This window comes from Novosphingobium sp. B 225 (assembly GCF_002198665.1).
GTDB lineage: Bacteria > Pseudomonadota > Alphaproteobacteria > Sphingomonadales > Sphingomonadaceae > Novosphingobium.
Genome location: NZ_MWLM01000055.1, coordinates 20,775 through 42,710, shown reverse-complemented (window position 1 = coordinate 42,710; position 21,936 = coordinate 20,775). Strand labels below are relative to the sequence as shown.

General features: G+C 64.7%; 22 protein-coding genes and 1 tRNA gene. 14 read left to right on the top strand and 9 right to left on the bottom strand.

Features of this window, described 5'->3' with window-relative positions:
* Nucleotides 1-52 precede the first annotated feature (52 nt).
* Genes MNBBLIKP_RS09785 through plsY form a run of 3 tightly spaced genes read right to left on the bottom strand, consistent with a single transcriptional unit; the run spans nucleotide 53 to nucleotide 2,100 of the window.
* On the bottom strand, nucleotides 53-400 hold the full coding sequence (locus MNBBLIKP_RS09785; protein ID WP_088309955.1) for a hypothetical protein: 348 nt from the start codon (nucleotides 398-400) through the stop codon (nucleotides 53-55).
* A gap of 19 nt (nucleotides 401-419) precedes the next feature.
* The gene (gene dprA, locus MNBBLIKP_RS09780) at nucleotides 420-1,514 is read right to left on the bottom strand and encodes a DNA-processing protein DprA (protein ID WP_088309953.1); all 1,095 of its coding nucleotides are present in this window, start codon (nucleotides 1,512-1,514) and stop codon (nucleotides 420-422) included.
* A gap of 4 nt (nucleotides 1,515-1,518) precedes the next feature.
* Entirely contained in the window at nucleotides 1,519-2,100 is a 582-nt protein-coding gene (gene plsY, locus MNBBLIKP_RS09775) for a glycerol-3-phosphate 1-O-acyltransferase PlsY (RefSeq protein WP_088309951.1), read from the bottom strand.
* 80 nt (nucleotides 2,101-2,180) lie between these two features.
* Between plsY and murI the strand changes: the two genes are divergently transcribed.
* The 6 genes from murI (at nucleotide 2,181) to MNBBLIKP_RS09745 (ending at nucleotide 9,294) form a co-directional block, all read left to right on the top strand.
* Nucleotides 2,181-2,975, top strand: coding sequence for a glutamate racemase (murI, locus tag MNBBLIKP_RS09770; RefSeq protein ID WP_088309949.1), 795 nt, complete (start codon nucleotides 2,181-2,183; stop codon nucleotides 2,973-2,975).
* A complete protein-coding gene (locus tag MNBBLIKP_RS09765) occupies nucleotides 2,975-3,898 on the top strand; it encodes an MBL fold metallo-hydrolase (protein ID WP_088309947.1) in 924 nt (307 codons plus the stop codon). The genes murI and MNBBLIKP_RS09765 overlap by 1 nt, the downstream gene beginning before the upstream one ends.
* A 76-nt stretch (nucleotides 3,899-3,974) precedes the next feature.
* Nucleotides 3,975-5,195: a 5-aminolevulinate synthase gene (gene hemA, locus MNBBLIKP_RS09760; RefSeq protein WP_088309945.1), complete on the top strand. Its 1,221-nt coding sequence runs from the start codon at nucleotides 3,975-3,977 to the stop codon at nucleotides 5,193-5,195.
* A 134-nt stretch (nucleotides 5,196-5,329) separates the two neighbouring features.
* Nucleotides 5,330-6,940: a DUF2853 family protein gene (locus MNBBLIKP_RS09755; RefSeq protein WP_088309943.1), complete on the top strand. Its 1,611-nt coding sequence runs from the start codon at nucleotides 5,330-5,332 to the stop codon at nucleotides 6,938-6,940.
* A 75-nt stretch (nucleotides 6,941-7,015) separates the two neighbouring features.
* Complete coding sequence (locus MNBBLIKP_RS09750) at nucleotides 7,016-8,665, top strand: sensor histidine kinase (RefSeq protein WP_088309941.1); 1,650 nt, start codon at nucleotides 7,016-7,018, stop codon at nucleotides 8,663-8,665.
* Nucleotides 8,662-9,294 carry a response regulator gene (locus tag MNBBLIKP_RS09745; RefSeq protein ID WP_088309939.1) on the top strand — a complete coding sequence of 211 codons (633 nt, stop codon included), beginning with the start codon at nucleotides 8,662-8,664 and terminating at the stop codon, nucleotides 9,292-9,294. Before MNBBLIKP_RS09750 ends, MNBBLIKP_RS09745 begins: the two co-directional genes overlap by 4 nt.
* Nucleotides 9,295-9,339: 45 nt before the next feature.
* On the opposite strand, the gene MNBBLIKP_RS09740 is transcribed toward MNBBLIKP_RS09745, so the two are convergent.
* From MNBBLIKP_RS09740 to MNBBLIKP_RS09720, 5 genes are all read right to left on the bottom strand, one after another.
* Nucleotides 9,340-10,530, bottom strand: coding sequence for a type III PLP-dependent enzyme (locus MNBBLIKP_RS09740; protein WP_088309937.1), 1,191 nt, complete (start codon nucleotides 10,528-10,530; stop codon nucleotides 9,340-9,342).
* A 150-nt stretch (nucleotides 10,531-10,680) separates the two neighbouring features.
* Entirely contained in the window at nucleotides 10,681-11,922 is a 1,242-nt protein-coding gene (locus tag MNBBLIKP_RS09735) for a serine hydrolase domain-containing protein (protein WP_088309935.1), read from the bottom strand.
* A 31-nt stretch (nucleotides 11,923-11,953) separates the two neighbouring features.
* Nucleotides 11,954-13,153 carry a carboxynorspermidine decarboxylase gene (locus MNBBLIKP_RS09730; RefSeq protein ID WP_088309934.1) on the bottom strand — a complete coding sequence of 400 codons (1,200 nt, stop codon included), beginning with the start codon at nucleotides 13,151-13,153 and terminating at the stop codon, nucleotides 11,954-11,956.
* Nucleotides 13,154-13,155: 2 nt separating this feature from the next.
* Nucleotides 13,156-13,686 (bottom strand): O-acetyl-ADP-ribose deacetylase, encoded by a 531-nt coding sequence (locus MNBBLIKP_RS09725; RefSeq protein ID WP_088309932.1) that lies wholly within the window; start codon nucleotides 13,684-13,686, stop codon nucleotides 13,156-13,158.
* The gene (locus MNBBLIKP_RS09720; RefSeq protein ID WP_088309930.1) at nucleotides 13,686-14,897 is read right to left on the bottom strand and encodes a saccharopine dehydrogenase family protein; all 1,212 of its coding nucleotides are present in this window, start codon (nucleotides 14,895-14,897) and stop codon (nucleotides 13,686-13,688) included. Before MNBBLIKP_RS09720 ends, MNBBLIKP_RS09725 begins: the two co-directional genes overlap by 1 nt.
* Nucleotides 14,898-14,944: 47 nt before the next feature.
* Here MNBBLIKP_RS09720 and MNBBLIKP_RS09715 point away from each other — a divergent pair, with 47 nt between their 5' ends.
* From MNBBLIKP_RS09715 to MNBBLIKP_RS09705, 3 genes are all read left to right on the top strand, one after another.
* Nucleotides 14,945-15,922 carry a threonine ammonia-lyase gene (locus MNBBLIKP_RS09715; RefSeq protein ID WP_088309928.1) on the top strand — a complete coding sequence of 326 codons (978 nt, stop codon included), beginning with the start codon at nucleotides 14,945-14,947 and terminating at the stop codon, nucleotides 15,920-15,922.
* 161 nt (nucleotides 15,923-16,083) lie between these two features.
* Nucleotides 16,084-16,530, top strand: coding sequence for an MAPEG family protein (locus MNBBLIKP_RS09710; protein WP_088309926.1), 447 nt, complete (start codon nucleotides 16,084-16,086; stop codon nucleotides 16,528-16,530).
* The gene (locus MNBBLIKP_RS09705) at nucleotides 16,527-16,961 is read left to right on the top strand and encodes an MAPEG family protein (protein WP_088309924.1); all 435 of its coding nucleotides are present in this window, start codon (nucleotides 16,527-16,529) and stop codon (nucleotides 16,959-16,961) included. Before MNBBLIKP_RS09710 ends, MNBBLIKP_RS09705 begins: the two co-directional genes overlap by 4 nt.
* 131 nt (nucleotides 16,962-17,092) lie before the next feature.
* Here MNBBLIKP_RS09705 and MNBBLIKP_RS09700 read toward each other — a convergent pair whose 3' ends face one another.
* On the bottom strand, nucleotides 17,093-19,567 hold the full coding sequence (locus MNBBLIKP_RS09700; RefSeq protein ID WP_088309922.1) for a TonB-dependent receptor: 2,475 nt from the start codon (nucleotides 19,565-19,567) through the stop codon (nucleotides 17,093-17,095).
* A gap of 216 nt (nucleotides 19,568-19,783) precedes the next feature.
* Here MNBBLIKP_RS09700 and infA point away from each other — a divergent pair, with 216 nt between their 5' ends.
* From infA to MNBBLIKP_RS09675, 5 genes are all read left to right on the top strand, one after another.
* Nucleotides 19,784-20,032, top strand: coding sequence for a translation initiation factor IF-1 (infA, locus tag MNBBLIKP_RS09695; protein WP_088309920.1), 249 nt, complete (start codon nucleotides 19,784-19,786; stop codon nucleotides 20,030-20,032).
* Between the two features lie 9 nt (nucleotides 20,033-20,041).
* Nucleotides 20,042-20,617: a Maf family protein gene (locus MNBBLIKP_RS09690; protein WP_088309918.1), complete on the top strand. Its 576-nt coding sequence runs from the start codon at nucleotides 20,042-20,044 to the stop codon at nucleotides 20,615-20,617.
* A complete protein-coding gene (locus tag MNBBLIKP_RS09685; RefSeq protein ID WP_088309916.1) occupies nucleotides 20,610-21,569 on the top strand; it encodes a ribonuclease in 960 nt (319 codons plus the stop codon). The genes MNBBLIKP_RS09690 and MNBBLIKP_RS09685 overlap by 8 nt, the downstream gene beginning before the upstream one ends.
* Nucleotides 21,467-21,733, top strand: coding sequence for a DNA gyrase inhibitor YacG (gene yacG, locus MNBBLIKP_RS18425; protein ID WP_441339271.1), 267 nt, complete (start codon nucleotides 21,467-21,469; stop codon nucleotides 21,731-21,733). Before MNBBLIKP_RS09685 ends, yacG begins: the two co-directional genes overlap by 103 nt.
* Before the next feature lie 86 nt (nucleotides 21,734-21,819).
* Nucleotides 21,820-21,895, top strand: a tRNA-Phe gene (locus tag MNBBLIKP_RS09675).
* Nucleotides 21,896-21,936 lie beyond the last annotated feature (41 nt).

Below are 21,936 nucleotides of genomic sequence, written 5' to 3'. Positions count from 1 at the left end.
GTTCCTCACGTGTATGTGTACGCGCGAGGGTGGAAGCCCGGATGCGGTCCCGTCAAGAGGGGGTGCGCCGCCAGGCGAGATAGAACCCGATTCCCAGCGCCACGTCGATTGCCGCGAACACGGCAACCGGCGGCGGAACGGGATAACCCCGGGCATAGAGCATGAGCGCGGGCAGGCCGAACACCAACTTTTCAGCCACAGCCGGTAACATCAGCGCGCGGTACTTCACCGGATCGCTGCCGATGATCCAGAACACCGACTGGAACACCAGCGCCAGACCGACAAAGCCCAGAAAGGTTTCGGCCCCGAGCGGCGGCAGCGGCGTGAAGTACAGCGGCAGCAGCACGATCACGCCATAGATCGCGGCCCAGCGGAACATCCGTGCGGGAAACTTGTCCATCCTTGCTTCTCCCATCAATCTAACCAGCCCGGCTGACCCGCCCGCCCGCATGACGGACGAGCTGACCCGCCAGTTCCAGTTCCAGCAGCGCCAGTTGCACCGCCGCAGGGGCCGCGCCGCTTTGCCGGATCAGTTCATCGACCGCGACCGGGGCGACGGTAAGTAAGGCCGCAATGTCGGCCGGTTCGTCGCCCAGTTCCTCTGCCACATAGGACTGGAGCGGCGCACTGTCGCGAAAGGTGGAGCGCGGCGTACCGTCAAAGCCGGACAGCAGCTCCACAACATCCGCCGCGCATTGCACCAGCACCGCGCCGTCGCGGATCAACTGGTTGCAGCCCTGGGCGCGGCTATCGAGTGGGGATCCGGGAATGGCCATCACTTCACGCCCAGCCTCTGCCGCAAGCCGTGCGGTGATCAGCGATCCGCTTTTGGGCGCGGCTTCGACCACCAGGGTTCCGGCGGCCAGCCCGGCGATGATCCGGTTGCGCGAGGGGAAGTGCCGCGCCAGCGGCTCGGTCCCCACCGGCTGTTCGGCCAGCAGCAGGCCTTGCGTAGCGATGGCTTCCTGCAAGTCGGCGTGTTCCGGGGGATAGGCCACGTCGATCCCGCTGGCGATCACGCCGATCGTCCCGCCCGCCAGGCTGGCCTGATGCGCCGCGCCATCGATCCCGCGCGCCAGCCCCGATGCGATGACAAAGCCGGCTTCTGCCAATTCGCCCGCAAACTGCCGCGCCAGCTTGACCGCCGCTGCCGAAGCATTGCGCGCGCCGACGATCGCCACACAGGGCCGCGCCGCCAAAGCAGCATCGCCGCGCGCAGTCAGGATCGGCGGGGCGCTGTCCAGTTCGGCCAGCAGGGCGGGATAGTCTGGTGAATCGTGGAATAGATAGCGCGCGCCGGTCTGCCGGACCCGGGCGATTTCATCCGCTACGCGCTGCTCCGCAGCCGGGCGATAGGGTGCGCCGCCCCGCCCGGCGAGATCGGGCAATGCTTCAAGCGCGAGAACAGCCGTGCCGAACCGGCGCAGCAATTGCCGGTAGCTGACCGGGCCGACATTGGGTGAACGCAGCAGGCGGATTCGCGCAAAGGCTTCCTCCTGCGACAGCGCGGTCATGGCCCTACCCCTTTTGCCCCACGCGCGGTTCGGTTCCGGCGCGCAGCCGGGCGATGTTGGCGCGGTGCAGCACGATCACCAGTGCGGCGATAGCCAGCAGCACCGGCACCAGATCCGCCCGCCCCAGCACCGCGGCGGCAAGCGGCGCGGCAAGTGCGGCAGTCATGCCCGAAAGCGAGGAAATCCGGGTCAGCGCCAGCATCACCAGCCAGGTCAGCGCATAGGCCAGCCCGATCGGCCAGGCGAGGCCGAACGCGACGCCGAGCGTGGTTGCCACGCCCTTGCCCCCCTTGAACCCCAGCCACACCGGAAAGCAGTGACCGAGCACCGCCCCCAGCGCAGCCAGCGGCGCACCCACTGGAAACCAGCGCCAGGCCAGCCAGATCGCGAGGAACCCTTTGCCCGCATCGAGCAGCAGCGTGCCCGCGGCCAGCCCCTTGCGCCCGGTGCGCAGCACATTGGTGGCGCCGATATTGCCAGACCCGATCTGGCGCAGGTCCCCGGCATCGAACAGCCGGGTCAGGATCAGGCCGAACGGCACCGATCCCAGCAGATAGCCCAAGGCCAGCGCAGTGAAGTTGTCCATCCCGTCCCTTCCCTTTCCCCCGCACTCGTAGCTACAAGGGCCCGCACCCCGCAAGGGCGAGAGGGAGGAATGCACCGGAAATGGATGCGCATGCGCCGCTGATCATGTTTGATTCGGGGGTCGGAGGGCTTTCGGTGCTGGCCGAGGTGCGCCGGTCGTGCCCGGACGTGCCCGTGATCTATTGTGCGGACAATGCCGGGCTGCCCTATGGCACCAAGACGGAAGCGGAAGTGGCCGCGCGGGTATGTGGCCTGTTGGGGCGACTGGCCGAACGCTATCATCCGCGCCTGATCTGCATCGCTTGCAACACCGCTTCAACGATTGCGCTGGCCATGGTCCGCGATGTGCTGAACGTGCCGATCGTCGGCACGGTCCCGGCGATCAAGCCCGCAGCGGAGCAGAGCCAAAGCGGCACGATCGGGCTGCTGGGCACTGCGGCAACGATCCGGCAGGGCTATGTTGACCGGCTTGAGGCGGAATTCGCCCAGGGCAAGCGACTGCTGCGCGCCGCCGCGCCGGAACTGGTCGGTGCGGCCGAAGCGAAGCTGCGCGGCGAAGCGGTTGATCCGGCCGTCTATCACCGCGCCGCCGCATCGCTGCGGGATCAGCCGGGCGGTGCCGAAATCGATATGGTGGTGCTGGCCTGCACCCACTTTCCGCTGGTGGAAGAGGAACTGACCGCTGCCTTTGGCCCGACGGTCCGCTTCGTCCACGGGGCGCAAGGGATCGCGCGGCGGGTGGCGCACTTGCTTGATGGGCAGCCGGTGCAGCGGCGCGAACCGGACCTTGCCTTGTTCACACGTGACGGTGCAGAATTGCCTGCCCTGGCCCCGGCGCTGCGCCGTTATAGGCTGGACCGGATAGGAGTGCTGTGATGCGGCGGTTGAATGTGATCCTGCTGGTGTTGTTCCTGCTGATCGCGGTGCCGTATTATTGGCTGCTGCTGGATAACCGGCCGGGCAGCGGACCAGCCAAGCCGATCCGCATCGCAGATCTGCGCGCGCTGGCCGATGCCATGCCGGGGCCGCGCCCGGGGGTGATGGACGGCGAAGTGGCGGCCTATCGCAGCTTGCCGCGCAACCTGTTTGCTGCCGGGGCCGGTCTGAAGCGGGAACCGATCGCCGTGCTGGCCTGGCAGCTCCATGCTGCAGACGGGTCATCGGTGGTGATCGATTCGGGCATCGCCGCACAGGATGCCACCGCCATGGGCATGACCAAGATCAACCCGGAAGGGCAGGCCCGGATCGAACGCGCGCTGCGCTCGGCGAAGCTGGTGCTGTTTACCCACGAACACCCCGATCATCAGGGCGCGGCGCTGCGCATGGCCGGGGGGCTGCCGGCCGGCGCCCGGCTCAATCCCGGACAGCTGCCGCAGGCCGAGCTTGCCGCCAAGCTGCCCTGGCAGGCGGGCGCGGCTCCGGTAGCGAACCTGTCCGCCGCAGCGCCCCAGGCCGTTGCGCCGGGCGTGGTCGTGATTCCCGCCCCGGCCAGCCACACCCCCGGATCGCAATTGATCTATGTCCGCATGGCCGATGGTCAGGAAGTGCTGTTCACTGGCGATATCGCCACCTTGCGCCACTCCTGGCAAGACCTGCGGGCACGCTCGCACCTGGTCACCCAGTTCATGGCCCCCGAAAACCGGGCCGAAGTCTATGCCTGGCTCAAGACGATTCGCCAGTTGAAGCAAGAGGCCCCCGGGCTGCACGTGGTGCCCGGTCATGACATTACTTCGCTTTATCCGATGCTGGGCCATGCCCCGATTGCGCGAAATCAATTCCGTTTCGAATTGCAACACTAGAGCGTTGTGGAGTAAGGGCCGCATCGGCAGCCGGGACGACGTTATCGCCGCCCCCGCATTGGAGGGCTAGTTGCCTGTGAACTACGAGCATATTTTCGACCAAGCCATCGAACGTCTGCACGCCGAAGGTCGCTACCGGGTGTTCATCGACATCCTGCGCAACAAGGGTGCCTATCCCAACGCGCGCTGCTTTGCAGGGCACAACGGGCCCAAGGACATCACGGTCTGGTGCTCCAACGATTACCTGGCGATGGGCCAGCACCCCAAAGTCATCGCAGCGATGGAAGAAGCGCTGAACGATGTCGGCGCGGGCAGCGGCGGCACGCGCAATATTGGCGGAAACACGCATTATCACGTCGATCTGGAACGCGAATTGGCGGACCTGCACGGCAAGGATGCGGCGCTGCTGTTCACCTCGGGCTATGTCTCGAACGATGCGACGCTTTCGACCATTGCCAAGATCCTGCCCGGCTGCGTGATCTTTTCGGATGAACTCAACCATGCCAGCATGATCGCGGGCATCCGCAATTCCGGTGCTGAAAAGCGGGTATGGCGGCACAATGATCTGGCCCACCTTGAAGAACTGCTGGCCGCCGAAGATCCCGCCCTGCCCAAGCTGATCGCTTTCGAATCGGTCTATTCGATGGAAGGCGATGTCGCCCCGATCCACGCGATCTGCGACCTTGCGGAAAAGTACAACGCGCTGACCTATATCGACGAGGTTCACGCCGTGGGCATGTATGGCCCGCGCGGCGGCGGGATCACCGATCGTGATGAAGCCGCGCACCGGATTGACATTATCGAAGGCACGCTGGGCAAGGCGTTCGGCGTGATGGGCGGCTATATCGCGGCCGACAGCCGGATCATCGACGTGATCCGTTCCTATGCGCCGGGCTTCATCTTCACCACCAGCCTCTCGCCGGTGCTGGTGGCAGGCGTGCTGGCATCGGTCCGCCACCTCAAGAGCTCATCGGTTGAGCGCGAGGGCCAGCAGGCCGCCGCCGCGTTCCTCAAGCAGCAACTGCGCGATGCCGGGCTGCCGGTAATGGAATCGACCACGCATATCGTTCCGCTGATGGTGGGCGATCCGGTCAAGGCCAAGAAGATCAGCGACATTCTGCTGGCCGAATACGGCGTCTATGTGCAGCCGATCAACTATCCCACCGTCCCGCGCGGGACCGAGCGGTTGCGCTTTACCCCGGGTCCGGCCCACACTCAGCCGATGATGATCGATCTGACCAAGGCGCTGGTCGAAATCTGGGAACGGATGGAACTGGAACTGCGCCGGGCGGCCTGAGTCTGAAAAGGCCGGGCCAGCGCGCAATTCCCCATAGACGCAGGCGAATTTTTCGATACCTATCCCCGCATCGTGCAATCCGCACGTAACCGTTTTCGCGCAGCCTGGGCTGCGCCGGTCGCAGGGAGTTGGTCATGGCTACGGATTGGGCAAAAGACGTCAAGAAATACGCTGCAAACGCCGATGATGGCGTGATTGCAGGCATCGTGCGCTATTGCGGGATTGCGCTGCGCAACGTCGATTCATCGCTGGTTGCTTTTTCTGATCCCACCGAACTGGCCCGGGTTCGCAACAATTTCCTCAAGAAGAAGCTGGGCCTGACCCTGGCGGACGATGCACTGGACGCCTCGATCGCCAAGGTTGGTGAACAGATGAAGGCGGATCGCACCAAGAACCGTGTCACGGTCTATTACCTGCTGGCCGATGCGCACGGCAAGCTGGGCCTGTTCGCCAAAAAGACCGCTGAAAAGGCTGCAACCAAAGCCAAGGACAAGCCTGCCGCGAAGGACAAGCCTGCCGCGAAGGACAAGCCAGCGGCCAAGGACAAGCCTGCCACCAAGGGCAAGGCCGCTGCCGGGGCCGCTGCGGCGTTGGTCGGGGCTGCTGCTGCAACCAAGGCCAGCAAACCTGCGGCCAAGAAGGCCGATAGCGCAGCGGCCAAGCCGGCTGCAAAGGCTCCTGCCAAGACCGCTGCTGCCGCCAAACCGGCCAAGGCTGCGGATGCTGCCCCCAAGGCGGCGAAAGCGGCCAAGGCTGCTCCGGCTGCCAAGGCTGCTCCTGCTGCAAAGGCGGCAAAACCTGCGGCAAAGGCTGCTCCCGCTGCCAAGGCGGCAAAGCCAGCCGCTCCCGCCAAATCGAAGAGCGTGACTGCCAAGGCCGCTGGCGCTGCCACGGCGGCGGCGGGCGGCGCGGCCATGTTGGCGGCCAATCTGGGTGACAAGGCAGCCAGCGCCGCCGGTGCGGCAAGCGATGCAGCCGGTGCTGCGGTCAGCGGTGCGGCCGATCTGGCGGGCAAGGCTGCTGGCGCGGTTGGCTCTGCCGCCGAAAACACGGTCGAAGCCGTCAGCGCAGGCGCAGCAGCAGTGGCGGGTGCCGGTGCAGCGGCGGTCGCGGGTGCGGCCGGCATGGCATCGGGCGCGGCGGACAAGCTGGGCGCGGTGGCGAGCGGGCTGACCGGCGGTGATGACGACGATTCGGGCCTTGGCTGGCTGTGGCTGCTGCTTCTGGCGCTGCTGGCTGCTTTCCTGATCTGGTGGCTGTTCTTCCGCGGCCCCGGACAGGATCAGGCCACAGCGCCTGCCGCTGATGCCAGTGTGGCCGCGGCAAGCGCGGCCACCGCTGCAGGATCGGTTGATCTGACTGCCGCCCCGGCAGAAGGCAGCGTGACGATCCCGACCGGCGCCGGGGTGACCAGCGAACTGCGCGATGGCAAGCCGGTGGTGAAAGTCTATTTCGACACCGGCAAGACCGATGTTGTCCCTGATTTCACCGCAACTGCAGGCGGGCTCAAGGCCTGGCTCGATGCCAATGCCGGGACCAGTCTGGCGATTTCGGGCTACAACGACGCCAGCGGTAATGCTGCCGCCAATGCCGAACTGTCCAAGAATCGCGCTCAGGCTGTCCAGGCCGCACTGGTTGCGGCCGGGATCCCGCAAGCCGCTGCCGTGCTGGTCAAACCGGAAAACACCACCGACACCGCCGTTGCCCAGGATGCAGCGCGCCGGGTTGAAGTGGTGGTGAAGTGATCTGGCGCTCCGGGAACGGATCGTCCGTTCCCGGAGCTTGCCTGCCTGACCTGCCCAGACCGATACCAGCCCGCCATGCCGGTCATTAGCCAACCGGGGAACAGGCGGGCGCTGCTTTCTCATCGCAGCAACCGCGTTATCGCGGTCGCACGGGCGGCCCTGGCGGCGATGTTCGCGCTGTGGGTCTGGATCGCGCCCGATCAACCGGCCTGGCCAAGCCCGATCGGCTATGGCCTGTTGTCTGCCTATCTCGGCTTTTCCGTCTTCCTGCTGCGCGCGGCGTGGAGCGACTGGTGGCTGGACTTCACACTGTCGCGCCCCGCTTTCCTGCTGGATTGTGCGGCCTTTCTGTCCGCGATCCTGTTTACCCAAAACGCCGAGGGTGAATTCTTCAGCCCCTATTTCGGGTTCTTCGCCTTTCTGATGCTTGCGGCGGTGCTGCGCTGGAGCTGGCTGGCCGCGCTTGCTGCCGCCGTGGCGCTGTGCCTGGGCTTTATCCTGATCACCTGGCTGCTCGATCTTGGCGGGCTGGCGGTGGAATACCAGAAGCTGATCCGGCGGGCTTCCTATATGGCGGCAGTATCGCTGATGGTGGTCTGGCTGGCGGTGCGGCGGGGCGGCGTGGTGGTTGACGTGGCCGATCTGCCCGATGCCGGTTCAGCCGAACTCGCGCCTGGCAATGCCCTGCATTGGGCCATGGCCAGCGCCAGCGCCAGCGGCGGCGCGCTGGTGTGGCAAAGCGATGAAGAACCCTGGGCGGTGCTGCATAGCGCCGGGATCCTTGGCAACGGTCACGAACTGCTGCCACCGGATGACGAGCGCCTGCTGGCACCCCTTCCCCCTGCCCTGTTCGACCTCACTCGCCAGCGGGCGCTGGAATGGCGAGAGAGCGGACAGCTGCGAGCCAGCGGGGCTGTCCGGCTTCCGGCCTGGGCCACCAGGTTCCGGCTAAGCGAGGGCCTGTGTCTGCCGATCCGGGGGGCAGAGGGTGACGGCGCACTGGTGCTGGTGGGGATTCCCGGTCTGTCTCAGGATGACCTTGCGCTGGGCCAGGCGATTGCCGCCGAAACCGGACGAATGCTGGATCGCGCCAAAGCCTTGCAGGATGCCCGCGCCGCTGCCGCAGCCAGGATCCGCACCGATCTTGCCCGCGATCTGCATGACAGCGTGGCCCAGTCGCTGGCCGGTACCGGATTTCGGTTGGCGGCTTTGCGCAAACAGGTGGCCGGGGGTGAAGTGCCGCTGGCGGCGATCGACGCCCTTGCCGCCAACCTGCGGGATGAACAGCTTCAGCTGCGTCAGATGATTGACAGCCTGCGCCAGGCCGATGCACCGCGCAGTCAGGTTGATCTGGTGGCCGCACTCGCCGGAATGCTGCCCGGGCTGGGTGAACAGTGGGGCATTTCCGCCAGACTTGAGGCCGGTTCCGGTCCTTGCCCGATGGCTGCGGCCCGGCAGTTTCACTGCTTGCAAATCACCCGCGAAGCCGTTGCCAATGCGGTTCGCCATGGCCAGGCCAATGCCGTTACCGTGCGCCTGAGCGAAACCGGCGGCAAGCCAGTGCTGGAAATTGCCGACAATGGCCTGGGTTTTCCGGCAGGCCAGGTGCTCCAGCCGCGCTCGATTGCAGAGCGGGCAGCCGCAATGCAGGCCCAGCTGGAGGTGCGTTCAAACCCGGGGGACACTGTGGTGACTGTCACTCTGCCTGCCGGTGACCGGCTGTGACCCGAATCGTACTGGCAGACGATCACCCGTTTGTGCGCACCGGCGTGGAAGCCGTATTGGGCGCGATCGGCATGGAAGTGGTCGCTTCTGTTGTGGATGGTGACAGCGCACTGGCCGCCATCGCCCGCGAAGATCCCGACCTTGTGATCCTTGACGTGCGCATGCCCGGACGCGGCGGGGTGGCAGTGCTGGAGGCGCTGCGCGGCGCAGGCGATCATCGCCCGGTGATCCTGCTCGCAGCCGAAGTGGAGGACAATCTGCTGCTGGCGGCAATGGCAGCCGGGGTCAACGGCATCGTGTTCAAGGCCGGGGCCGAAGCCACTCTGGCCGAGGCAATTGCTGCGGTGCTGGCCGGAGCTCAATTCATCGATCCTGCCACCACCGAACGCGCGCGCGCCCTGGCAGGATCAAGCCCGGCCCCATCGCCTTATTCCGAACTTACCCCGCGCGAACTGCAGATTGCCGAAGGGGTAATGGTCGGCCTGCGCAACCGCGAGATCGCCGGGCAGGTTGGCATGACCGAAGGTTCGATCAAGGTCTACCTGCACCGCATTTACGAAAAGCTGGGTGTCAGCAACCGCACCGAACTGGCCATCGCGATGCTGGCGGGGGCACGGCCGTCTGGGTGACCGGGGCGCATTTGCCCGGTCACGCCAGTCGTAATTCCAGCCGCTTCAGCGCAGTGACACCACATTGTCACTGTGGCGCGGATCGCGCCGGTCGCCGCGGTATTGGCTGGCCATCGGTTCGTCGCTGGTTTCCAGCGCGTGGGCCTGGCCAAAGCCGTTGAACGCGGTTTTCATTGCCGCGCCATAGGCACCCAGCATGCCGACTTCGATATAGTCGCCCGGCTGCACATCGGCGGGCAGCATGAAGGGGCCTTCCATATAGTCGGCATCGTCGCAGGTCGGGCCATAGAAGGCGAACGATTCCAGCGCGCTGTCCCGCTCATCACCAAGGCACCGCACCGGGAACCGCCAGCCGACATGCGCGGCATCATAGAGCGCGCCGTAAGCGCCGTCGTTGATGTACAGCTCATTCCCGCGGCGGCGTTCGACCCGCACGACCATCGAATTGTATTCCGCGCACAGCGCCCGGCCGGGTTCGCACCACAGTTCGGACGAATAGGACACCGGCAGCGATTCCGCCGCGCGGTAGATCGCGCCGAAATAATCCTCCAGCGGCGGCGGTTCCATGCCGGGATAGATCGAGGGAAAGCCCCCGCCGACATCGATGATGTCAACCGTGACCGAAGCATCGACAATCGCCGCGCGGACGCGCTCCATCGCCTGGACATAGGCAAATGGTGTCATCGCCTGCGAACCGACGTGGAAGCATATCCCCAGGCTGTCCGCGACCTGCCGGGTCGCTTGCAGCAAGGGCGCAGCATTGGCCAGATCGACCCCGAACTTCGACGCCAGGCTCAGCTCCGAATAGTCGGACGAAACGCGCAGCCGCACGCACAGGGCCAGATCCTCTGCCCCGTCTGTTGCGGTGACGATCTTGTCCAGCTCTTCACGGCAATCAAGGCTGAAGGTGCGCACGCCGTGGACCGCATAGGCCTCGGCAATTGCGGCGCGGGTCTTGACCGGGTGCATGAAGCACAGCGTCGCTTCGGGCAGCGTGGCGCGAACCAGCCGCACTTCGGCGATCGAGGCGACATCATAATGAGTCACACCCGAAGCCCACAGCACTTGCAGCAGGTCAGGCGAGGGATTGGCCTTTACCGCATAGAGCGACTTGCCCGGGAACTTCTCGACAAAGAAGCGGGCAGCGCGCGCGGCGGCGTGCGGGCGATTGAGAATGACGGGTTCGTCGGGCGAAAGGGCGCGAACTACTGCCGATGCGTCAGGATAGCTGTGCAACTCAAGGGACCCCCAATAGGCCTTGCGGCCAGGTAACACGAAGACGAGGCTGCCTTGCGGTTATTGGAAGTCCCCATGGGGCAGCGGAGGGTCGCTATAGAGATTCGCACCTTAACTGCAAGTGAAAATGGACCCCATCGCGGGGGGAAATCACCCCCGGATCAGATGCTGCGCCAGCGCGGCAAAGGCGGGCAGGGAAACCGGGTCATTGCCGCTGCTGGCAGCCACCGGATGCGAGCCAAACCGGGCAATTACGAGCTCTGCCGCCGGATCTACATAGATCGCCTGACCGTGGATTCCGCGCGCGGAAAAGGCTCCCGAATTGCCCGGCATCATCCACCACTGGCTGCGATAGGAACTGCCCGGCAAAAAGGCATAACCGGCCGAGGAAAAAGCATCGCGGCTGCCGCCTGCACGAATCGAATCGACCACCGGGCCGGCGATCACCTGAGCGCCGTTCACCACGCCGCCCAGCCGCATCGCCTCGCCAAACCGGGCGAGATCCCACAGCACCGGATTGAGCCCGCCCCCGGCAAAGGGCATGCCGGTAGGATCGATCAGGAAATCGGCGTCCTGTTCCATCCCCAGCGGCTGCCATATCCGTTCGGACAGCACCGCGTCGAGCCGCTTGCCCTCGGTCCGGGCGACGATCCAGCCCAGCACTTCGGTGTTGCAGGTGCGATAGGTGAACGCCGGGCCGTGCTCGCCCGCTTTGGCAATGGTGGGGAGGAAGGCATAGACGTCCCCTGCCCCGGCATAGCCCGCCGGGCGCGGGGTCAGCCCCAGCGCCATCGAGAACGCGCCGATCCCGGATCTGGCATCGGTGTAATCCTCGCTGAACGCCAGCGCGGTGGTCATGTCCAGCACTTGCCGCAAGGTCGCATCGGCAAAGCCGCTAGCGCTGAGTTCGGGCAGCAGGTCCGCAATCGGAGCCTGCGGATCGAGCCGCCCTTCGTGGATCAGCATCTCGGCCAGTGTGCCGACGAAGCTCTTGGTCACCGAAAAGGCGATATGCGGCGTGTCGCGGCGGGTGGTGCCGAAATAGCGCTCATAGATCACCGTGCCCCGGTGCAGCACCACAATCGCGTCAGTAAAATTGGCGGGCAAGGACTGCGCCCAGGTCAGCTCGCGGCGATCATCCAGCGTGGTAAAGCGCACCGCGTCAAGATCATCGCGCAGCGCCACCGGAAAGCGCCACACCGCCGCTCCGCGCCCGACCCGCGCCGTGGGCAGGAATTCGCGCATCCGCGAGAAGGCGTGGCGGTGGGTCGGAAACCGCATGTGATCCGCCCGCGTCCAGCTGAGCCGCTTGTCCGGGGCGGGCGGCAAGCCCTGCATCCAGCCCATCTGGAGCGGATCGCTGGTATGGGCGTCGAGTATCTGGTCCGGCATCTGGCTCTCCCTGCTTGGGGAGGACCATGCCTCAGCTCAGCCGATCACGGAAGTCCTCGTAACCAAACCGCTTGATACATTCGAGGTTGTCAGTCTCGCTGTCCCACAACCAGATCGAAGGGAGCGGCACCCCGTTGAAAGTCGTGGTCTTGACCATCGAATAGTGCGCCTGATCGAGGAAGGCAAAGCGCTGGCCGACTTGCGGTCCGGTCGCGAAGCGGTAATCGCCGATCACGTCGCCCGCCAGGCACGAAGGCCCGCCCAGCCGCACTGCCCCGCCCGCGCCTTCATCGATATCGGTATCGACTGGTGGCAGTTCACCCAGCATCGCCGGGCGATAGGGCGCCTCGATCACGTCGGGCATGTGGCAGGTCGCGGAAACATCCGTGATCGCCACCGGCATCCCGTTGTGGCCAATATCGAGCACGGTGCCGACGAGAATTCCGGCATCGAGCGCCACCGCCTCACCCGGTTCCAGATAGACTTCGGCCCCGGTGTCCTCGGCCAGATCGCGCAGGAAATCGACCAGTTCATCGCGCTGGTAATCGGCGCGGGTGATGTGGTGGCCGCCACCCAGATTGATCCATTTGAACTGCCCGAACCACGGTTCAAGGTAATCAAATGCCACGTCCCAGGTGCGCTGGAGCGGCTCGAAATCCTGCTCGCACAGGGTGTGCATGTGGATCCCATCGATCAGGGCCACATGGTCATCGGTCAGCTGGTCGATCGGAAAGCCCAACCGTGAATGCGGCGCGCAGGGATCATAACGCGGCACTTCGCCTTCGGCATGCATCGGGTTGACGCGCAGCCCGATGTCAAACCGTTCCCCCCGCGCCCGCGCCGCTTCGATGATTGCAGAGCACCGCACGATCTGCTGCGGAGAATTGAAGATCACGTGGTCCGAAATCTGCAGGATCTCGTCCAGATCTTCCGGCTTGTAGGCCGCGCAATAGGTCGCGATTTCGCCGTCGTAAAACTCGCCAGCCAGCCGCGCTTCCCACAGGCCCGAAGTGCAGACCCCGTCAAGGTATTCGCCAATGATCGGCGCGGTCGACCACATCGAAAATGCCTTGAGCGCGGACAGCAATTTGATCCCCGCCCGGTCGCGGACATCGGCCAGAATCGCCAGATTCTGCCGCAACCGCGCGGCATCAACCACGAAGCTGGGGCTGTCGACGCGCGACAGGTCAAAATGGGCAAAGGCACCCGGATCGCCGGCTCTGGTTTCCATGCTCAGTGCTCCAAATCAGGAAATTGGTTTGTATAGGACAGCGCAACCTTTTCATCGAAGCAGACCAGCAAAATCTCTTCGATCGACACGTTATTGCTTACCAGAAACCCGGATATTGTCGTGATTGCAACCAATGCAGCTTCGTTCGCCGGATATCCGTAGATGCCGGTTGAAATGGCTGAAAAAGCGACTGACTTCAGCTTTGCAGCCGCCGCTACGACCAAGCTGTTGCGATAGCAATTTGCGAGGATGTCAGCCTCTCCGTTTAGTCCGCCACGCCACACGGGACCAACGGTGTGAATTATATGCCGAGCGGGCAGGCGATAACCTTTCGTCAGCTTCGCCTGACCTGGCTTGCACCCGCCCAGTAATCGGCATTCATGAACAAGGTCCGGCCCCGCAGCGCGATGAATCGCACCATCGACGCCACCACCACCCAGCAATGAGGTGTTGGCGGCATTCACTATCGCATCAACTTCAAGCTTTGTAATGTTTCCGCGATGGATTGTGATGCGGGTCTTTCCAAGCTGCATCAAAACTCCACCGGCCCGGCCAGTTCCTTCACGTGCCACGGCAGGCCGTGCTGGTTCAGCATGTCCATGAACGGATCGGGGTCCATCTGTTCCATGTTGAACACGCCCTCGCCGCTCCAAGCGCCTGTCATCACCAGCGCTGCGCCGATCATTGCCGGAACGCCTGTGGTGTACGAAATCGCCTGGTTGCCGGTTTCGTGGAATGCGTCTTCGTGGTCGCAGATATTGTAGATGTAGAAGGTCTTTTCGCCGCTGCCGTCCAGCGCCTGGCCGGTGGCGATATCGCCGATGTTGGTTTTGCCGGTGGTGGTCGGGCCCAGCGTTTCGGGTTTGGGCAGCACGGCAGCGAGGAACTGGAGCGGGATGATTTCCTTGCCCTGATACATCACCGGATCGATCCGGGTCATGCCCACGTTCTGCAGCACGGTCAGGTGCTGGATATAGGCATCGCCAAAGGTCATCCAGAATCGGCCGCGTTCCAGTTCGGGGATGAACCGGGCCAGGCTTTCCAGCTCCTCGTGGTACATCAGGTACATGTTCTTCGGTCCGACCGCTTCGAATTCGAAGTTCTGGCGGATCGTCATCGCCGGGGTTTCCACCCATTCGCCGTTCAGCCAGTGGCGCGCCGGGGCGGTCACTTCGCGGATGTTGATTTCAGGGTTGAAATTGGTGGCAAAGGCCTGCCCGTGATCGCCGCCGTTGCAGTCCAGAATGTCGAGGCTGCGGATCGTCTTCAGCTTGTGCTTCTTGAGCCACATCGCGAACACGCTGGTCACGCCCGGATCAAAACCCGAACCCAGCAGCGCCATCAGCCCGGCAGCCTTGAACTTGTCCTGATAGGCCCACTGCCACGAATATTCGAACTTCGCCTCGTCCTTGGGCTCGTAATTCGCGGTGTCCAGGTAGTGGACCCCGGCGGCGAGGCACGCGTCCATGATCGGCAGGTCCTGATACGGCAGCGCCAGATTGACCACCAGCTTGGGGCCGATCTGCTGGATCAGCCGGGTCAGCGCGGGCACTTCCTCGGCATCGATCTCATAGGTCTGGACGGTCACCCCGGTGCGTTCCAGCACCGAAGCGGCGATCGCATCGCACTTGGTGCGGGTCCGGCTGGCGAGGTGAATCTCGCCGAAGATGCCGATGTTCATTGCCATCTTGTGCACGCAGACCGAGCTGACCCCGCCCGCACCAATCACCAGAACCTTGCTCACCGCTCGAATCTCCTTGCCGTCTTGGGCGCCGCATATAGGATTGTTTCATGACAGCACAACAAATGCGCAGCCCTACGGCGGAAGCCGTCGGCATTGCCGCGGCCAAGATAGCACAGCTTTTGCCGCAGACACCCCTTTTGGAAGTGGAGATCAATGGCCACACCGTATGGTGCAAGGCCGAATGCCTGCAACCAATCGGCGCGTTCAAGATTCGCGGCGCCTGGCATCGGCTGAGCGACCTGTCGGATGCAGAGCGCGCGGCCGGGGTGGTTGGCGTTTCCAGCGGCAACCATGCGCAAGGCGTGGCCTGGGCCGCGCGGCGATTGGGGATCGCGGCGACCATCGTCATGCCGGTCGATGCCCCGCAGGTTAAGCTGGAGGCTACCCGCGCGATGGGGGCCGAAGTGGTGCTGTATGACCGGCCCGGCGGCGAAGACCGCGATGCCTTGGCCGCAAAGCTTTGCAGCGAACGTGGAGCGACGCTGGTCCACGCCTATGCCGATCCGTGGGTGATCGAAGGACAAGGCAGCGCCGGGCTGGAAATTGCTGCGCAGTTGGCCGCGCGCGGGTTCGCCCCACCGACCCGGGTGATTGCGCCCTGCGGCGGCGGCGGGCTGACGGCGGGCCTCGCGCTTGCCCTGCCCGATGCCGAGATCGTGCCGGTTGAACCCGAAGGCTGGGATGACGTGCGGCTCAGCCTGGCGAGCGGAGAGATCCAGCGGGTCGCTGCCGATGCTCCCCCTACCGCCTGCGATGCCTTGCAGACCCCCGCCACCTGGCCGATCAACTTTGCCGTGCTGAAGCAGCGCTGTGCCTATGGCCTGGCGGTCAGCCCGGCAGAGGTCCGCGCAGCGCAGCGCTTTGCCTTCAGCAAGCTGCATCTGGTGGTCGAACCCGGCGGCGCGGCGGCCTTGGCAGCGGTGCTGGCGGGCATGGTGCCGGTTGATGGCCGCACCGCGATCATACTCAGCGGCGGCAACACCGATCCGGAGAGCTTCGCCAAGGTGCTGCAAGGCACCAACTAACCCCTCTCCCGCCTGCGGGAGGGCGACGCTCTGTCTCGCTATGCTTGGTCAAGTGTACTCCCCCGCCCCGTTTCGGGCAGGAATGGGCCGCAATTGACAATCAGTTTCATTCCGCACACCTTCCGACCACTCGGATCGCAAAAACGAGGGGGAGAACAATCATGCAAGCGCAAATGCTCGCGCCAGCTGCTGCGCTGGTGCTGTGGTCGCTGATCGTCCTGATATGGATGGCCGCGACCCGCCTGCCGCCGCTGTTCAAGCAGCCCGGCGGAATTGGCTCGGCCAAGCCGGGCGGTCGCGGAGTCGATCTGGAAGGGGTTCTGCCCGATTCCGTGCAGTGGAAAAGCCACAACTATACCCACCTGATGGAACAGCCGACGATCTTCTACCCGGTGGTGGTGATCCTGGCGCTGATGGGCCCTAATCCGGGCGATGTCGCGATTGCCTGGGGTTATGTCGGCCTGCGGGTGGTCCATTCGATCTGGCAAGCCACGGTGAACACCATCCCGGTGCGCTTCACCCTGTTCATTTTGTCCACCGTGTGCCTGCTGCTGCTGGCCATCCACGCATTTGAACTGACCGTTTTGGCCAAGGGAGTTGCCGCATGATTGGAATGGAAGTGCTCAAGCCGCTGGCCGTATTGGCCGGCTGGACCATGGTCATGTGGCTGTGGATGTACATCACGCGCATCCCGGCGATGAGCAAGGCCGGGATCGACAGCAAGGGGCTGGTCGGCGGGACCGGCAAGAACCTGGATGATGTGCTGCCGCCGCAGATCCAGTGGATCGCTCACAATTACAACCACCTGCATGAAGCGCCGACGGTGTTCTATGCCGTCGCGCTGGCGCTGGCGCTGATTGGCCAGGGTGACGGGCTGAACGCCACGATCGCCTGGGCCTATGTCGGCCTGCGCATTCTGCACTCGCTGGTGCAGGCGATTTCGAACCGCGTGATGGTGCGGTTCCTGCTGTTCGCGCTGTCCAGTCTGTGCCTGATGGCGCTGTGCCTGCACTTGGCTCTGGCGGTGTTCCACAGCTAATACCTTGCGCCCCCCGTTGCGGCGGGGGGCGCATTTTCAACTTTCCTACATGGCCGGGTTTTGGGATAGCCATTTCCGCTCTTTCCCATCGTTGATCCCGTGCTGCGCACTGGCAGGCCAAATGGGCCTGATCAGAACATCTTGCGCAGCTCCAGCTCTACCACCCGGCCGCGCGGGTCCAGATAGTCCGGCTGATAACTCAGCGGCACCGTCCCGGCTGCGTCTGTGACTTTCTGGCGCGAATCGAAAACATTTTCCACCCGCACCGACACGCGGATGCCTTTCATCAACTTACTCTGCTTGAAGCGTTGGCTTAAATCCGAAAAAAGGTTGATATTCAATTTGGTAACGCTGCCAAACCGCAAATCGCTGGTGCCGGAACGCACCCGCGTCGGAGCCGCCCAGGTGCCGTTCATGAACATCCCAAAGCCCTTGTAAAAGGCTCCGCCGTTCAGATCGACCGAATGGCGCGGAGTTCCGCCATTGGTCAGGGCATCACCGTTCAGCAAGTCCAGAACCGGCCCACCCGGCGCAACCAGCACGGTGCTGGTGAACTGCGCAGTGTGGAACAGGCCAAGCGACCAGCGGCCCTGGCCATCGCCGCCGCCCATCATCCGGCCCATCATGCCGCCGGGGCCTCCGCCGCCGCCCGGACCGCGGCCCATGCCGCGCGGAGCGGGTGCTCCTGCGCCGCCGCCCATCATTCCCCCACCGCGCGCGGCGGCCGGGTCGGGCTTGCCAAGCTTGCCAGACAGGTTCAGCCCCCAACGCAGCCGCGAACCATCCTGCCGGGCCAGAGTTACCGGACGCTGATCAACCGAGACGATCCGCCCCGCTGCATCGCGCACAACCCGCCCGGCAAATGCGGCCTCGATTTCCGGGGTCAGCAGTGGAAAGCTGGCGGTTACGTCGTTTGAGCGGTTGCGGAAATATTCCACCACCAGGTTTGATCCCGCCATGAACGGCAGATCCCAGTTGCCTGCCAGCTTGAGGTCGCGCTGACGTTCCTTCCTGAGCAGCGGATTGCCCCCGCCGATCACCGTAACCAGCGATGTTACCCCGCGCGTGAAGTCAAACAGCGGAACGTTGAAAGTCTGTGTTTGCGGATTGCCCAGCTGGCTGATCGCCGGGGCAGACTGGTTGACGATGTAGCTCGCCTGAAGTCCCAGCCCCTCCAGCGGAGCCCAGGTCAAGCCTGCGCTCCAGCTGCTGGTTCCGCCAAAGTCGGACAGATCGGTCCAGTCCGCACTGAAATTCAGCGCAAGATCGCCCACTTGCTGCAAAACCCGTTCGCGCCGGCTGGTCAGCGGCAGGGCCAGGTTGAACCCGCCGATCAGGCGTTTGCGCAGCAGCGCAGTAGTGGTGCCGCCCGCGCGCTGGTCCATGCTGTCATAGCTCAGCCAGGTATAGCCGCCCTTGACCGTCAGATTGACCTGCCCGGCAGGCAGGCGCAGCGGACGTCCGGTCAGGGTGATCAGGGTGTCGATCCGGTCGCTGTTGGTTCTGGTCAGGTCTTGCCCCGCCGGGCTCAAGGCGGGCAAAGGACCAGTCACCGCAAGCGTTCCCGCCGCCGCCGCTGTAACCAGGGCCGCAGTGTCAGCACGGCGGTCAATCCAGCTGGTTCCCTCTGCGTGGGTCGCATCCAGGGTTGCTGCAAGTTGCCACATGCCCAGGAAGGTGTTGATCCCCGCCCCGCCCTCGGCCGTGGAGGTGCGGCTGCGGCGCTGGAGCGGATCTGGCAAAGTGCGCAGCGCGCTGGCCCCACCGGGACCGTTCAGCTGCACCGTGTCGAGCCCGGAGTAGCCATTGCTGGTGGCCCGCGCGAAGGCCGCATTGGCGCTGATCTGGCCGCCTGTGCCGCCATTGCCCAGGCCGCGCGACCAGGTGAGGTTGACGCCCAGGTTGCGAGTCTCGGCAATCAGCGTGCGGTTGGCGGCCGGGTCCGGATCGCTGGGCACGGTGCGGACCACTGATTGCACCAGCGGGCGTTCGGCTTCGGTCAGCGTGCTGGCCCGGTCGGCGGTGAGAGTCAGCGAAAAGCGCTGCGGCCCCTTGAGCTTCATCGCGGTCGCCTCAAGCTCGCCGCTCGACCAGTTGCCGCGGGTGGGCACAGCGAATTCTGCCTCGATCCGCTTGCTGGAAAAGTCATCCTTGAGGATCAGGTTGACCACCCGCGTATCGGGCGGAAAGCCATAGCGCAGGCCGACTTCCTCGGGCAGAACCTCGATCCGCCGGATCGCTTCGGGCGGAAAATTGCGCATTTCGCGGAAATTGGTGATCCGCTGGCCGTTGACCAGCATCGCCGGATGGCCGCCCCCGCCCCGACCCCGGCCGCTGCCGGTCTGGGGGGCAATGGCGGCCAGCACATCGTTGATCGAAGAGGCGCCCAGCGCTGCCACGGCTGTTTCGTCATAGACGGCAACCGGGGGCTGCGGGGCATCGACCTGTCCTCTGATACGCTCTGCCACGACCAGGATCTCATTCGGCTGCGAACGCAGATCTTGTTCAGCAGGCGGGTCAGCCGCAGACTGGTCCTGGGCAAGCACAGGCGACGCGGCCAGCGCGGCGATCAGGGCAAGCAGGGAAACGGGGGATTGGGTTGACATTGTGCTCCGTCAAACAGCTGGTATTCCGGCCTTTGGCCGCCCCTCCCAACCTCCGCGCGGTGGGTGGCCCAATGTGCAGGCCATGGCAAGAGCGGACCCGGTAACAGATTGTCGCAAGTGCTGCACGGCACCATTGCGCCAAAGGCTTCCCTTTTGCGCGCTTCGCCGCTATGGCGCGCCGCAATGAAGCTGAACACTAACGGAAACTGAGCGCGGATGGCGAAGGAAGAACTGCTAGAAATGCGTGGCCAGGTGGTGGAACTGCTGCCCAACGCCATGTTCCGCGTCCGGCTGGAAAACGACCACGAAATTCTGGGCCACACCGCCGGCAAGATGCGCAAGAACCGCATCCGCGTGCTGGTGGGCGATGAAGTGCTGGTCGAACTGACCCCATATGATCTGACCAAGGGCCGGATCACCTACCGCTTCATGCCCGGTCGCGGCGGCCCCGGCCAGTTTGGCTAAGCCCGGCGGGTGACTGCGCCTGCCCTGATCCTTGCATCTGCCAGCCCGCGCCGCCGCGAACTGATCGCGCGGCTTGGCGTTGAGCTGAGCGCGGTTGCGGCTGCTGATATCAACGAAGACCCCGGCAAGGCAGAACTGCCGCGCGCCTATGCCCGGCGCATGGCCCGTGAAAAGGCCGAAGCGGTCCCCGGCAGATCAGCCCATGTCCTTGCGGGCGATACGGTCGTGGCGCTGGGGCGCCGGATCTTGCCCAAGGCCGAAAATGAGGCCACCGCCCGGCGCTGCCTCGAACTGCTCAGCGGCCGCCGCCACGTGGTCCTTTCCGCCATCGCGCTCAAAAGCCCCGATGGCACCCTGCGTGAACGGTTGAGCGAAACCGTGGTGCGCTTCAAGCAATTGTCCAAAGATGAAATCGAGGCTTACCTTGCCGGAGGCGAATGGCACGGCAAGGCTGGTGGCTATGCGATCCAGGGCAGTGCCGAAGGCTTGATTGCATGGATTTCGGGCAGCCATTCAGGCGTGGTCGGTTTGCCCTTGTTCGAAACCCGCGCCTTGCTCAAATCGGCGGGCTTTCCGCTTGGCTGAGTGGCTGATCGAGCGGGGGATCGGCGAAGAGCGGGCCTTGCTGGTCGAACGCGATGAAGTGCGCGCCGCGCGGTTGTGGTGGCCGGGCTCGCTGGTCAGTGGCCAGATCGAAACCGCCGTGCTGATCGCGCGCCGCAAAGGCGCCAGACGCGGCAGCGCGCGCTTTGCCAGCGGTGAAGAAGCACTGGTCGACGGCCTGCCGCCCGAAGCAAGTGAAGGCACGTCGCTGCGCCTGAAAGTATCCCGTGCTGCCCTGGCCGAGCGAGGACGGTTCAAGCTGGCCCAGGCCCGGCCGACCAGCGAGGCAGAACGTCCGGCCCCGGGCCTTGCGGAGCGAACCGGCGGGCGGGTCGTCCCCGCCCTGCCTCACGGCCTGTGGGAAGAGGTTGTCAGCGATGCCTGGTCCGGCCAGTTCACTTTCACCGGCGGCAGCCTGACCGTATCGCCAACCCCGGCGATGACTCTGATCGATGTGGATGGCACCCTGCCCCCGCGTGAACTGGCCATGGCCGCGATCCCCGCGATTGCCGGAGCGGTTGCGCGGCTCGATCTGGCCGGATCGATCGGGATCGATTTTCCGACCCTGTCCGACAAGGGTGATCGCCGCATGGTCGATCATGCGCTGGATGGCGCATTGATGGACTGGCCGCATGAACGCACAGCGATGAACGGGTTCGGCTTTGTTCAGCTGGTCGCCCGGCTCGAGCACCCTTCGCTGCTTTCACTGATGGCGCATGACCGGGCCGGAGCCGCCGCGCGCTTGCTGCTGCGCCGGGCCGAGGCGGTGCGCGAACCCGGCGCACTGCTACTAACCGCGCATCCCGCAGTACGCACGAAAATGCTGACGGAATGGGAAAGCGAACTGGCCAAGCGCACCGGGCGACTGCTGCGTTGGGACGAAAAACCCGGTCTTGCACTGGACGCTGCTTTCGCGCAGGCGGTGCCACTATGACCTCTTCGATGCGCAAGTGCCCGATCTGCGGCAAACCCCGTGCGGCCGAGCACAGCCCGTTTTGTTCAACCCGCTGCAAGGACCGTGACCTTGTGCGCTGGTTGGACCAAGGTTACGCCGTGCCTGGCGCCCCGGTGATCGATGAAGAAGAAGGAAAGGCATAATAGCCTCTTGCCAAGCGCGCGCGGCTTCGCCATAGGCGCGCTTCCAACCGCTCGCCGGTCCCGAAACGGACTGTCGCCGCAGCGCTGCCCGGGTAGCTCAGTTGGTAGAGCACATGACTGAAAATCATGGTGTCGGCGGTTCGATTCCGTCCCCGGGCACCACTGTGCTTGCTCCTGCGGCGCAGTGCACCTAGCATCACGGA

Bases quoted from the DNA above. Each gene is read 5' to 3' on its own strand.
- MNBBLIKP_RS09710 (WP_088309926.1), top strand. From the start codon at position 16,084: ATGCAAGCGCAAATGCTCGCGCCAGCTGCTGCGCTGGTGCTGTGGTCG.
- MNBBLIKP_RS09705 (WP_088309924.1), top strand. From the start codon at position 16,527: ATGATTGGAATGGAAGTGCTCAAGCCGCTGGCCGTATTGGCCGGCTGG.
- yacG (WP_441339271.1), top strand. From the start codon at position 21,467: ATGGGAAAGCGAACTGGCCAAGCGCACCGGGCGACTGCTGCGTTGGGA.
- dprA (WP_088309953.1), bottom strand. From the start codon at position 1,514: ATGACCGCGCTGTCGCAGGAGGAAGCCTTTGCGCGAATCCGCCTGCTG.
- MNBBLIKP_RS09750 (WP_088309941.1), top strand. From the start codon at position 7,016: ATGCCGGTCATTAGCCAACCGGGGAACAGGCGGGCGCTGCTTTCTCAT.
- MNBBLIKP_RS09700 (WP_088309922.1), bottom strand. From the start codon at position 19,567: ATGTCAACCCAATCCCCCGTTTCCCTGCTTGCCCTGATCGCCGCGCTG.
- murI (WP_088309949.1), top strand. From the start codon at position 2,181: ATGGATGCGCATGCGCCGCTGATCATGTTTGATTCGGGGGTCGGAGGG.
- MNBBLIKP_RS09765 (WP_088309947.1), top strand. From the start codon at position 2,975: ATGCGGCGGTTGAATGTGATCCTGCTGGTGTTGTTCCTGCTGATCGCG.
- plsY (WP_088309951.1), bottom strand. From the start codon at position 2,100: ATGGACAACTTCACTGCGCTGGCCTTGGGCTATCTGCTGGGATCGGTG.
- MNBBLIKP_RS09735 (WP_088309935.1), bottom strand. From the start codon at position 11,922: ATGCCGGACCAGATACTCGACGCCCATACCAGCGATCCGCTCCAGATG.
- MNBBLIKP_RS09730 (WP_088309934.1), bottom strand. From the start codon at position 13,153: ATGGAAACCAGAGCCGGCGATCCGGGTGCCTTTGCCCATTTTGACCTG.
- MNBBLIKP_RS09755 (WP_088309943.1), top strand. From the start codon at position 5,330: ATGGCTACGGATTGGGCAAAAGACGTCAAGAAATACGCTGCAAACGCC.
- MNBBLIKP_RS09715 (WP_088309928.1), top strand. From the start codon at position 14,945: ATGACAGCACAACAAATGCGCAGCCCTACGGCGGAAGCCGTCGGCATT.
- MNBBLIKP_RS09785 (WP_088309955.1), bottom strand. From the start codon at position 400: ATGGACAAGTTTCCCGCACGGATGTTCCGCTGGGCCGCGATCTATGGC.
- infA (WP_088309920.1), top strand. From the start codon at position 19,784: ATGGCGAAGGAAGAACTGCTAGAAATGCGTGGCCAGGTGGTGGAACTG.
- MNBBLIKP_RS09725 (WP_088309932.1), bottom strand. From the start codon at position 13,686: ATGCAGCTTGGAAAGACCCGCATCACAATCCATCGCGGAAACATTACA.